Here is a 12,092-nt window from a genome sequence, read left to right as displayed (position 1 = left end):
GTGGCCAACAATCTGTAACGGATGCTTTGAACCTACATTCCGCACCCCAACTGTCACACATCAACAAAATGTAAATAAAATAGTACAAGAAAACTAATAAGAACGAATATTTAAATTGAAGCTGAGGGAGAAAAAGGAGATTATAGTACCAAACGTGTAAAATTTAACTCTAATCGCTTTAGTTAACTTTACGTTACATACTTGCAAATTTTCCCACCCACTTATATATAAAACTAGTATTTGATTTTTGAAATGCACGTAGTGGACTGTCTACGCAAAATGGTGCATTAGACCTAGAGGTAGTAGAGGTAGGTTGGGTGGAGCGCAGCGCAACCCAACACATATCAGGATGTTGGATTACGCAAAGCCTCCACTCAACCTACAATTTTTTTGCAACTTGTAAATTTTCCCGCCCACTTACTTATATATATCCTGTCCGGTTAATCAACCTTCCTTCAAAAATGTTCCTAATTAGGATTTCAGTCCTGATTTTGTATCGCATAGCCTCTTATAAAAAGGACTAAAGTCCTTTCTAAAAGCCAAAGTTTTCATTATGGGTACTTTTGGTGCCGTACTTGAACCACGGTATGTACATTGCCGCGAGGCGTAAAATCTGCTTTCACCGTGACTTCCAAGGGGTCACAAGCAGCGACAAAATCATCCAAAATTTGATTAGCTGATTCTTCGTGAGAAATATAGCGATCGCGATAACTATTAATATAAAGCTTAAGCGCCTTCAATTCTACTACTCGTTGATCAGGCACATAGATAACATAAATTGTCGCAAAGTCAGGATAACCGGAAAACGGACATTTACAAGTAAATTCCGGCAAAGTAATGTTAATGTCATATCGCCTCCCCACACGCGGATTCGGAAAGGTAATTAGTTTACCTTCGGCAATGTCGCGTTCGCCATACTTCATTTCTTGGCTTGCCTGGGATACACTTTCAGGTAATTTATCAGTTGTCATCGGTTATTTTACTTGTATTTACGTCCTTTTATTAATTTTATAACTCCTGTACAGAGGCGATTAATCGCGTCTCTACTCCTAACTCAATACTCTTCCTTCTCCCAATCTGGACAATTCTCATCTTCACAACCGTGGGGATGCATGGCACAAACTAACAAATTACCATTATAAACTTGCCCGTGGTAGTGACTACAGCCGATACAGGCAGGATTTTTTTCGGCAGTGGGTTCAACTGAATAAGGAAAAGCCGGATCTACATCTGCTACAATGTCTTCCAGTTCCCAGTAAGCTTCTAATATTGGTTCAGCAAAATCCTGTAAATACTGATCGACTTCAGTGACAATGTTCGGGACTTGCTCGGTCATTTCTTCCGTTAGCTCAAAAAAAGCGTCTACCATTTCACTCATTCCCAGGAAGAAACGCTCTACTTCATCAGCCACTGTTTCGACAATTTCTACTAAATCTTTTTGCCACTGTTCCATAAACTTGACGCCATTACAGGCTATAAACAAGACGGTTTGTGCTATCTGGCTTGAAGCACTAGAGTACACACTAGGCAATGTATCTTATCAAGTTTCTATCTGAAGTGATATTTTGCTCAAAGAATGCTTTTAATTAATCGCGTTGCAATCGTTTTAACTCGTCTTGCAGCTTTAGCACTTCATCGCGTAATTTATCCACGTTCTCATCAGCTGATGCCTCTTTCACAGTTGGTTCTTCATCTTCCTCTAAAATTTCTATGCGGCGAGGTTCCGAAGGGGGTGTTTCTGGTGAGGTTTCACCAGATGCTGGGGGCTGTTGGGCTTGCTTCATCATATCTTCAACGAAGCGGCGGGCTTCTTCGGTGTTCATTTCGCCCTTTGCCACCATTTCATCTGCCAGTTTTTGGACTTGCGATCGCACTTCGGCTAATTTTCCCCCTGCTTTCTCACCTGCGTAAGAAGCTAATCCAACACCGAGGTAAAAAGCTTTTTGAACAATATCTCCAAAACCAGGCATTTTTGCTGAATGCTCCTAAAAATAGGGCGACCCGGAGACTACGCCTACCACAAGCCTCCCGTGTTGCTGCTACCTTCCGGTTCTGACAAGATTTGGGTGTTGCGATCGCATAGATCCAGGTCTTCTAAAAGCATAACATTAAAATTCAGTAAGTGTGTGTTATTCCATAACAATCCGCCATTCATAAAGCTGATAGTTGACGCAGCCGTGTTGCACCAACGGATCATCAGCCACAATCGCTTCTGCTTCATCCTTTGAGGCTGCCTCAAATAGCAACATTCCGCCTCTTTGCTCCGCCCAATAGCCTGTTCGCGCTTTGTGTCCTTTAGCAATCAAGTCCTGAATATAGGCTTTATGGGCAGGTACATATTGGTCAAAGGTAGGTTTATCGACTTTGCCTTCTTCAATCTTTACAAACCATGGCATCAGCTTCTTAACTCCGGTTACAACAGATATCCTGTTTAAGTTATTACTATTTTGAGTAGGATTTGAGTAGCCATTTAATTAAAAATCTGGGCAATCTGCCTAGAAATTAGCGCGATCGCTCTACTTAGTTTGGGCAAAGGGGCGATCGCCAACCTCCCTGAGTCTGGCAAAATGACATAATCAGAACAACAGATGATCAAAAAATCCTATGTCAACCCCTGAAATCGAAGCCAGACTTGCAATTTGAGAAACCGAGGTTGCTCGCCTCAAGCAGCAACTCCCCGTTTCTCCTATTCCTTGGTGGCAAATCATTCTAGGCAGCTTTGCCAATGACCCAGCTGACGACGAAGCGATGCAATTGGGGCAACAATACCGTCAATCTCTTCGCCCTGATTCTAGATACCTGTAAAATTAAGCTGCAAGCGATCGCATATCCTAATACAAATTTGTCGCTGTGGCTAGAAGCACTTCTTCGGTGTAGTAAGGGAAAAACTACCGACTGTCAATGCCTAACCAGAAGTAGCAGAAGCAATGCTCAATCGATTTAATCGGGCGTAGGCGTAGCCCGCCGCAGGCATCGCTCTAGCAGCACTAGCAAGTTTTGGCAGATGCTTAAACACAGCCTCAGCCGCACCATTTCCACCATCACTGGTATCATAGAAATAGCCTGTGTAATTGTTATTTTCCCCTAACTCCTTCACTACTGTAAAATTCACCTGTTTTGGGTCAAGTCTAGCCACCAGCTGAAACTCGTACTTGGACATAGAGAAAGACCTTTGGGATGGTTGCAGTTGCGCGAGATCGAGATTTTTTCAGGTAGGCGATCGCTCTCACCTGAACCTAGTTGTTGGGATTTGCAGCAGTTGGTGCTAGATCGTCACAGAGATGGCGATCGCTTTTATCTCAATCTACTTGTTGGGATTTGCAGGGGTTGATGAAGTTTCAATACCACTAATCTGGACTAGACTCATTTGGGGCATAACTGGAATGACTTTAGCTTCACCTATGGCTGTTGACAATTATTGCCTTAACTTTTACACACAATCCCTGAATTTACTGTCCATTATCAAGTTTTGACATGAATAATACTAATCCAGTCTCCTCCTTCTGACCCATTTCCACTAAACCGCTCAGGGACACCAGGCCAAATATTGTTGGCATCCAATGCCTGAATCTTGCTAACTGTTAATTTATTGTTATCTGTCTTCAAGATGTAAACTTTCCCTCCATCGACTAAGCGCCATTTTAAATTTTCTTTTTCGGTAACCAAAATAAGATTTTGAGAAAGTAAAATTTCCTTTGATTGAAACTGCTGACGTAATCCATCAGCAATAATTCCTTTATTTAAATCTCCTGAGAAATTCAAATTTTCTTCTTCAAATAATAGTTTTTCATTCAGAATCCAGTCACCATGCAATAGTACAGTAAACTGATAGATATTACTTTGGTTAAAAACGGCTTTTTGTGACCAATCATCAGGTGTAATCAATCGAACAGCTTCAGTATAGGGATTATTTTGATTCGTCAGAGGTTCAACTTCTGTAATTAGATTGACATTACTATCTAACACATCAGTGCCAATTGCCCAACGGATAGGTTTTGTTTCAACTTTTCTAACTTGAACTGCTTCAACCTTCATAGGCAATATATAAAATACTTCACCTCTAAATACATTGTCTGTATGAGCTAAAACAGATACACTACTCTTATGTAAACTATCAATCCGTACTGGCTTTTGAAACTGAATTACTAGACCTAGTTTCGTAAATAAATCTTTCAATTCCTGAGATTTTAAATTAAATAATTGATCGTTTGGTATATTGCTAGAATTTTCCTCTTCTTTTCCAAGGGTAGCTTCCAAAACTTGATCGTGATGCCAGCTAGCATTGATTATGCAGTTGAATTCTTTAATTGTTTGTGTAGGTGTTGCTTTAGTAACAATAGACGGTATAGGATTTTGCTGGGTATCAATTGGTGGGGTAAGATCATCTTTTTCACTTGCAGGTAATGTAGTACTTTCGGAACTGCCAATCTTTCTTCGGCAATCATGAACTATGACTTTATTAGAATTACTTAAAACTATCGCTAGAGGTGCATAATAATGAGATATACCATGTGGTAATTGAGGTTGGGGTTCTAATTTCCCTTCTTGGTTTTTTCGTTGGGGCCATTCTACGTTACCAGTAGCTGTCCGCACGGGGATTAGCCAATAATCACCTACTTGATAAAAGCTGTTCTGAGTATCTGTTTTAAATTGAATTTCAATTCCATCTTCAAGGTGAAACCATTTATCATTCTTCATATCAGATAGACTTACCTTGACTTCTCCAGAGTCCCAACGGCGTAAGAGAGGATGCTTTTCTTTAACCAATGTATTGGTTTTAGCGTCACTTGATATAAATACTTGATTCTCAATCCGATCCACCTGCTCAACTCTTAGTAGCTGGCGATCGCTATCTCCAAGTATATAATCATCATCGATGATTTCTACCCAATCACCTGCTGATAAACTAGAATTTTTGTCTTTTCCTAAATGTTCTAGTTTCAAGACAATAACTGAAGAGTTGCTATCAATAGACGTCACAATAGGAAAAACAATTGAGCTATTTTCGCGTGACCAGACAAATGATAGTTGATTTTTATTGGCAGTGGAAGCTCTAAAAATTTCCGCCCGATAAAGATGGTTTTCTGTACCGCGAAATTTAGAATTAAACGGAATAACACATGGATCTTTCATTCCTGTAGAACTAGGCTTTGTAATTCTAGCAATAATTTCGCCTTTTCCAGGCTTCATTAATTCTCGACCTAGCAGACTGCAAAAATAGTCACGATTCTTGGTAACTTGCTTGGCAACTGTTTCAATATCTTTATCCTCTCCTAATTGTTTGAGTTTCACTTGCCAAACTAACTTAGAGCGAGTTGCTGTATCCGCTCCCCCTAAAGCAACTTCACGAATATTAATTTGGAAGTCGTCACGATCTTCAATAGGGGTTATATATCGCTCCCAAACATCAAGATAAGCAAGATATGTCCCATCCTTTAGTTGTAGTTGGTGGACTTGACAAGGATCTATAAATTCCTCATTTTCACAAAGTATACCATCTACATAATAATTGCCTTTGCTAATTAAATAGCTTTGGCATTGGAGCCGTTTTTTTAATTCATATTTTTCTTCCTCATTGAGATTATTAATATTATTAATTTGCTCCTCCGTGGCGATAAATTCAAAACCACAATTCTGCTCTGGGCCACCTTGTAGCCCAAATATATCTTTGGCCAAAGTTTGCAGGCGATTTAGTAAAATTGATGTCTGTTCGTTGAAGTCTGCATCTAATTGCACTCTACCTTGTTGCATCAATACTCGAAGGAAGTGCTTGCTTTTGTCGTAGGTATCACGAGTAAAATCGCCTCTAAATTCTCCTTGCATAAAATCCTCTTTAGCTAGCGTAAATAATGCCAATTTCAGTATTAGCGGGTGTATATTCATCTAAACGGATGCGTAGGTTAGCCTCTTTTTGAGGCTGATATAGATTGTGAAAAGCACCTATTTCTGATTCATCATCAGCGCCACGTTTGATTTCTTCAGCACAGGTTGACGCTAACTGACAATAAGTAGGTGTGCCATAGCGTGTACTGTTGAATTGAGGTTGTACGCGGTATCTAACGATAAGTTGTTCCGCCTCTATTTGTTCTGGCTGTAGTTCTGTTTCTTGCCTAACTATTTGCTCGACTAAATCCGGCTGGCAATTATACCGACGTGGTGTGCGTGAGTTAGGCATCACGTAGCAGAAACGGATACAACCTTGTTGGCGACGAGCAACGAATATTATGCCCTTAAAAATACTGTTTTCTGCTAAATCAATTGTATGTACTTGAATCTTTCCAAAAACTGTGCAACGTGCAATAGTTAACCGCGCATGGGCTATAGAGTAACCCACTGCACCGATCGCTTCACCTTCTATACTGGTAGCATCTATAATGCTATCGCTAATATGTATCGGCAAAGGATCAGTCTCTACCTCATCTTGGTTAACCTGAATCGAGCCAACAATACTGTGTTCAATTGTTATACACCCATTGATATTAAATAACTCCAAACTTGGTTCGCTGGAACGTCGAGGTTCGCAGTCACAATGTAATGACCAGCCTGGTACTAATGTAGAATGACGGATAATAACCGCAGTTGGTTGTTGCACGCCAGAGGTAGGATAATCTGTAAATTGAGTGGGATTACCTTCTATATGCACTCCCCGACCAGTAATCAATAAACCATCGAGAACAAAGCAACTTCCTGACTCTACTGTGACATTTAAAGCATCACCTAAAGAAGTTCTCCAGTCGAGAATGCGAATTACCGGACGTTTGCGGTTAGCTGCACGTAATTGCAGACTTTGATTTTGTTCCAGTTCAATATTAATTCGTTCTACATAAACACCACTGTCGATAATTTCAATCGCAGCATTATGGGGTTTGTCTCGCTGCCAGCGCGAGATTGCTTCGGCAATAGTTTGATAATCAGCTTGTGAAGTTTGACTGACGCTGTAATGAGCATAATGCTTTCTGATTTGAGAGGGAAAAGCTTCTTCTAATAGCAAACGATTGCAGCGAATCAGTTCTTTGCCGTAGAGATTTTGCTGAACCAATCTTTTAGTTTCTATACTCAAGGTAATAGATGCAAAACGTTGTTCATCGTAGAGACTTTCACCCAAAAGTAGTTGATTTAGCTCTCTGAGTAAAGCTGTAACTAAAGCTAGTTCGGCAGGAGGAATGGCATAGGCATCCAAAAGCCTTTGGGTATCTCTGGAAAATTGCGATCGCAAAAACCGGGATAATGCAGAAGCATCTTGTTGCGAGATAAAAGTGGCTGGTTCTTCAATATCACCAACATTAAGTAAAAAATTTGCCACAGAATCTAACAAAGTTCGGTCATATTCGCCACCACCAATATCAGCACTGAAACCGTAATGATAAGAAACCCAAACACCATTTTTTGGTAATTGGCATATAGGAAAAATCATCCGTCCTAATTCTGGATCAACTGCTATGTGGTCTTGCTCTGGTTGATAATTCCAATCGCTAAGATCGGCAATAATAATTTGCTCTGGAGAAACTGGTTGCAGTTTTGAACCAACACCTTTCCAGATTTGCAAACTTTTAGTAAATTGTTCTGGATTTGGGTTTGAGTCAAAATAATCGTTTTTGTGAGATTGCAAAACTTGTCGTTGAATGGGAAGAGGTAAGTTTAATTCACGCTCAATTTGGGTTGCATCTGTTGTTAGTTGGGGACGAGTGTAAAGCGGAGTATCGTTACCTGTAATGCTAAAGGTGTAGCAGTTAGAGCTAACTTCTTCCAAACAAAAAGCTGGTGTCAGAGTCATGGAATAAGGTTTTAATCGCCAAACAAAAATACCAATATTCGGAGTGTTGTATTTTCCAGGTTGATATTGTGAAGCAATCTGGCGAATATCTACTGTATGAGCTAATTCATCGAATGGGTTATTTAACTTTGTAATTGGATCAACCTGATGCAGATTTACTGTTGTTGAGGTTGATGAATGCAGGTGATTGATATGTTGTGTTTTACTAACTAGCTGATGAAATTCTACAACTCGTGCCGGCCAGCCAGCCACTTTATCAGCCAGCGATTCCAATAAAGCTAGCGTCCCCTTGCGCCGTCGGTAGCGAATAGTATTTGCTACTTCACGACGAGGATTTAGAATTTTATTGCCGATCGCATTTGTACCAGAACTCTGAACGCTTTGATAACCAATTAAATCACCAATGTATGGTACTACCCAATCCTGGCAAGTTTCAATAAACCAATTTTCATAGAGTTGAGTAATATCTGATTCAACAATATCTACTTGTTCGGCAATGACACGTAATAAATCCCGTAGGGGATAGCCTTGTTCGGCATCACGGATGCGGTAAACACCTGGCAAGAGTTCATAAAGGCGGTCTGGGGAATTGCTCATAATTTCAACTCCTTCAGAATTAGTGTGTCCGGCACTTGAGGGCTGAGAATAGCTAATTGAGCGGGAAAAAGTGGGTTTGTTGTGGAATCAAAAACAGCCAAGTTTACAGGAATTCTTTGTTTTGGTTGCCCATTTCCACAAGTGATGCCTAGTGTTGCCAGTTCTTGAAGTTTTGTTTTTAAAATATCTGGATTTTGGGCTTCAGTTTCGGAAACGCTATCTAAAATATCTACATCCACGTAGTCTACGCCAGGTACTTGTTGAATCGTGCTGATAACTTCACTGAGGACAACATCTTGTCCTAGTTCCTGACGTTCAAAGCTAAATTTATCGAACAAAGCAGTCCGAATTGTCAATGCCACAGATTCCCATTGATAACTTGCTAAAATTCGCACATTGGCACTGATAATTAACAACATGAGTTCCCGCATATCTACTTGTAGTGACTGATATGGGTCGCCAAACTGGTATAATGCTTGCACGAAACTGCGGTATAAACTTAATCAAATTTTCTACTTCTTGCCAACGGACATCATTAACATATACTTCCAAGGTGCTAATAACGCCACTAGGATTAGGTCTTGGTAGATAGGTGAGGGGCGGTAGTGATAGGGTAAATTGTTGATTGGCTTTAGTACCGTCACCACTGCCCAGTATTTCAGTATGAGTCTCGCCATGAGTAGCTTTGACTACATTGCCATAGATAGTAACAGTCTCTCGCTTGTAAGAATAAGCTAAAGGTCTAGCAAATTTCAGGAATGTATGCGGTTTGTCATTGGGCAAATTAGGATTGATATCCTGTCTTACCCCAGCTAACATGACAACTTCGCTAGCCCAGACACCCTTGACATCAGATATATCACTGCGTTCACCGGAGATAATCAACCAGCGTCCAGGTTGTAGACCTTCATAGAGATTGTCTAGTTCAATTTCCATCTGGTCGGATATATCATTTTGACTACTTGGTCCATCCTGCAAATCATTAAGTTGTTCTACCAAATTCAAATCTTCACTCTTGAGATACACTGTAGTTTTACGCATGACATCTAACGATGTATCTTGTTCGTTTAACCAAGGTTCATTTAAAGTGAGTTGTGTAATTCTTCCTACTGTGTTATAAGCGATTTTAGTAAGATTTTCCACTTTTATTACTTGATAAATACTAATTTCACTCACATTTACACGCTCAATTGCTAGGCGACTACCAGGTGTAATTACATCATATTGAGCATCCAAGGCTAAGATATTTCGTAATTCTAATGGTAGTATACCAGCGGAACTTGATGTTGCTTCATTTACATCCGCGATTTGCCATTCTTCGTATTTTTCAATTCGCCCTTGCTGGTCAAATATTGGTTTCAAAGGTAGGTCATGTCCAAAAGGTGCAGCTTTGATTCCTAGAACCTCAACTTGGCTTAACTGCTTAGAATCATTAGCTTTATTAGTGGTTAAGATTTGATATATTGCTGTGTTTGATGAAGGGTTTAAGGCTTTAATTAATCGAGAATTAATATCAATTTTATCAGGATCGAAGATTTGTTGTTTTGTGCGCTTTAATTCTGAAGCATTTGCAGGTTGGATTGATGGTAGTTTGCTTAATTGTTTGATTTGTTGTGCTGTTTTACTTGCTAAAGAACTGTTTGGTGACAGAAAATCATTAGTTAATGGCTGTGAAAGTTTCGGTGGAAATTGGAATGTAATTTTTGTTCGATTTTGCTCTAGTTGAGGCTCAATAATTTGAACTTTCTGAACGACTTGTTTAGCTTCATGATCACTAAATATCAGTAAAAGCAGATCGTTAGGTTTGAGATTCGTGCTTACGCTATCCACATAAAGTTGGTTAATTTCCTTAGCAGTTGAGCTAACCTGTTGCGGTTGGCTCATCCGGGGTTTCATTTGATTTAACTGGGCATAAGCTTGCAGTTTTTCTGATGTTTCAAAAAATTCCGGCGATTCATCAGAATTAGGTAAACTCTGGCTACTCAGACCAGCAGGAATTTCTAGACTGTAACCATCTTCTATAGTAAAAGCTAAATAAACGCTGGCGCTAACACCAGGACTATGTGCATAGTCTACTAATCGAGCTAATTCTACTAAGGAACGTCGCTCAATGGCAGTGCGTAAGTAACCTTCATTGGCTATGCGTTCCTGATAGAATGTCAGAACGTCTGCCACAGTAGCCCAAGCATCTAGTAGAGCTAGAGACGGGTCTAGAGGATCGCGGGTTTTTAGATGTTTGAGTGAGGGAAAGTTGCGATCGCCCAAACGCGCTTTCATTGTCTGGTAAAAGCTTGCATGGGTTCCAACTCGATAAGCTAGGGTATACAAACCAGGTTGATTAGCTACCGATTTGGGAGTGAGAATTTCTGCACCTTCACAGCAACCACAGCTGGAGCGATCGCTTAGTTTATAGTTAGAGTGACAGTTACAGCTACAAGTTAATTTCATCTCCCACCTCGCAAATCGAGTGTAAATTTACCGTTTTCGGGAAAGTTTGGGTTGTTATCGAGTCGGGCAATTTCCGAAGAACCAATGGTTAAAAAACCTGCTTCAATCTCGTGATTTGAACCTGCAAAAAGACGTTCTAACTTAGTTATAGAGACACTTTCAACTCCTGGAATAGTAGAAGCGATCGCTACAATTTGACTTAATGCAATTCCTTGGCCAAAAGTCAAGTTATCGGGATGGAAAAAACCACGCCGACCATCAGATAAAATGCGGTTACTGAAAATATCCAGCAAAGCAGCTTTGAGATGACCGCGCAAATAGTCAAATTGGAGATCAACTCTCATCGCTATATCTAAACAGACGTATGCTGCTTGTTGAACGATGACATCATGACCAATGCGGCGATATTTTTTTAGGTCTGTGGTAATATTTTGCAGTAATTTGTGATCTACCGTTTCTTTGTTGAAGGGATCTACTGTCACCCAGACTTCATACCGGCTACCTGTCCAGCGTAAGACGGCGGCGGCTCGTTGCACTTTTGTCGGGAAATGTTCCATTACTAATTGTGCATAGTCATCAGCAGTAATGGCACGCTCTAATTTTTCGTGAGATAGATGCGGTGCATATAATTTCACCTGAGATAGAGGTTCTGGTGCTGTCCCACCTATAGCGGGAAAGGGCTGGTGTGGTTGCAATGTCGAATCACTAATTAGTTTATTGCGAAAAACAATATAAGAAATCACTTCAGCACTAATATTGCCTGCAAGGCCGTTACCTACTCGGTAGGAAGCCTGGAAGTGAGTATTGACTGCTGGTTTGATTCCTAATTCACCATCCCCAAAGCGCAAGTGTGCTTGTCCATCATTGTCCATTTCCACAACAAAATGTTGATCTTTGCGATTGCTGTCTATAAGGTCGTACCGGGGAGTCCAAGTAGAGTAATTTTGAGTATCCTAAGTTTGATTTGAGGTAATGCTTGATGGGGGTCTTGAATTAGCAAACTCTTAGCATCTTGAGTCAGATTATTTTTGGACAGAGGTTGGCTGAAAGTTAAAGGCGTTTTTTGCAAGGTAGGACGGAAGCGATCGCCTACTACTAAAATTTCTATAGGTTCGCCTGACTCTTGGCATCCCTGGGTTATCTTTTTTCCCGGTACAGTTCCCAAATCTTCCCGTTCAACAGTGCGTCCATGATCGACTAGAATTACATTGCCTCTAGCAACACTAATATCAACTAGCTGACAATCTGGTGGTACTATTGCCGAAATACAAAG

The 12,092-nt window shown here is 40.4% G+C and carries 11 protein-coding genes, 1 other RNA gene and 1 pseudogene; 1 reads left to right on the top strand and 12 read right to left on the bottom strand.

Features of this window, described 5'->3' with window-relative positions; all coding sequences use genetic code 11:
- Nucleotides 1–551 precede the first annotated feature (551 nt).
- The 6 genes from queF to HWQ38_RS35870 all read right to left on the bottom strand — a co-directional run bounded on the left by queF (nucleotide 552) and on the right by HWQ38_RS35870 (nucleotide 3,160).
- Entirely contained in the window at nucleotides 552–971 is a 420-nt protein-coding gene (gene queF / locus HWQ38_RS35895; RefSeq protein ID WP_292803876.1) for a preQ(1) synthase, read from the bottom strand.
- Between the two features lie 83 nt (nucleotides 972–1,054).
- A complete protein-coding gene (locus HWQ38_RS35890; protein WP_292803874.1) occupies nucleotides 1,055–1,453 on the bottom strand; it encodes a hypothetical protein in 399 nt (132 codons plus the stop codon).
- Nucleotides 1,454–1,586: 133 nt separating this feature from the next.
- The gene (locus tag HWQ38_RS35885) at nucleotides 1,587–1,970 is read right to left on the bottom strand and encodes a phasin family protein (protein WP_292803871.1); all 384 of its coding nucleotides are present in this window, start codon (nucleotides 1,968–1,970) and stop codon (nucleotides 1,587–1,589) included.
- A 25-nt stretch (nucleotides 1,971–1,995) separates the two neighbouring features.
- Nucleotides 1,996–2,092, bottom strand: an RNA gene (gene ffs / locus HWQ38_RS35880) — signal recognition particle sRNA small type.
- Between the two features lie 37 nt (nucleotides 2,093–2,129).
- Complete coding sequence (locus HWQ38_RS35875) at nucleotides 2,130–2,396, bottom strand: YciI family protein (protein WP_292767049.1); 267 nt, start codon at nucleotides 2,394–2,396, stop codon at nucleotides 2,130–2,132.
- A gap of 509 nt (nucleotides 2,397–2,905) precedes the next feature.
- Complete coding sequence (locus HWQ38_RS35870; protein ID WP_292803868.1) at nucleotides 2,906–3,160, bottom strand: DUF1998 domain-containing protein; 255 nt, start codon at nucleotides 3,158–3,160, stop codon at nucleotides 2,906–2,908.
- 12 nt (nucleotides 3,161–3,172) lie between these two features.
- On the opposite strand from HWQ38_RS35870, the gene HWQ38_RS35865 reads away from it, so the two are divergent.
- Nucleotides 3,173–3,331 (top strand): hypothetical protein, encoded by a 159-nt coding sequence (locus HWQ38_RS35865; protein WP_292803866.1) that lies wholly within the window; start codon nucleotides 3,173–3,175, stop codon nucleotides 3,329–3,331.
- 131 nt (nucleotides 3,332–3,462) lie between these two features.
- On the opposite strand, the gene HWQ38_RS35860 is transcribed toward HWQ38_RS35865, so the two are convergent.
- From HWQ38_RS35860 to HWQ38_RS35835, 6 genes and pseudogenes are all read right to left on the bottom strand, one after another.
- Nucleotides 3,463–5,823 carry a DUF6519 domain-containing protein gene (locus HWQ38_RS35860; RefSeq protein WP_292803863.1) on the bottom strand — a complete coding sequence of 787 codons (2,361 nt, stop codon included), beginning with the start codon at nucleotides 5,821–5,823 and terminating at the stop codon, nucleotides 3,463–3,465.
- Nucleotides 5,824–5,833: 10 nt separating this feature from the next.
- Entirely contained in the window at nucleotides 5,834–8,371 is a 2,538-nt protein-coding gene (locus tag HWQ38_RS35855; RefSeq protein WP_292803860.1) for a hypothetical protein, read from the bottom strand.
- Nucleotides 8,368–8,733, bottom strand: coding sequence for a hypothetical protein (locus tag HWQ38_RS35850; protein WP_292803858.1), 366 nt, complete (start codon nucleotides 8,731–8,733; stop codon nucleotides 8,368–8,370). Before HWQ38_RS35850 ends, HWQ38_RS35855 begins: the two co-directional genes overlap by 4 nt.
- A complete protein-coding gene (locus HWQ38_RS35845) occupies nucleotides 8,699–10,819 on the bottom strand; it encodes a hypothetical protein (protein ID WP_292803855.1) in 2,121 nt (706 codons plus the stop codon). Before HWQ38_RS35845 ends, HWQ38_RS35850 begins: the two co-directional genes overlap by 35 nt.
- A complete protein-coding gene (locus HWQ38_RS35840; RefSeq protein ID WP_292803852.1) occupies nucleotides 10,816–11,697 on the bottom strand; it encodes a hypothetical protein in 882 nt (293 codons plus the stop codon). Before HWQ38_RS35840 ends, HWQ38_RS35845 begins: the two co-directional genes overlap by 4 nt.
- Nucleotides 11,698–11,726: 29 nt before the next feature.
- Nucleotides 11,727–12,092 (bottom strand): annotated as a pseudogene (locus tag HWQ38_RS35835) (putative baseplate assembly protein); the annotation flags it as partial.

The organism is Nostoc sp. NMS7 (assembly GCF_017115085.1).
In the GTDB taxonomy this organism is placed as follows: domain Bacteria; phylum Cyanobacteriota; class Cyanobacteriia; order Cyanobacteriales; family Nostocaceae; genus Nostoc.
The sequence above is the reverse complement of the archived record's forward strand: the minus strand, read 5'-3'. Positions and strand labels throughout refer to the sequence as shown.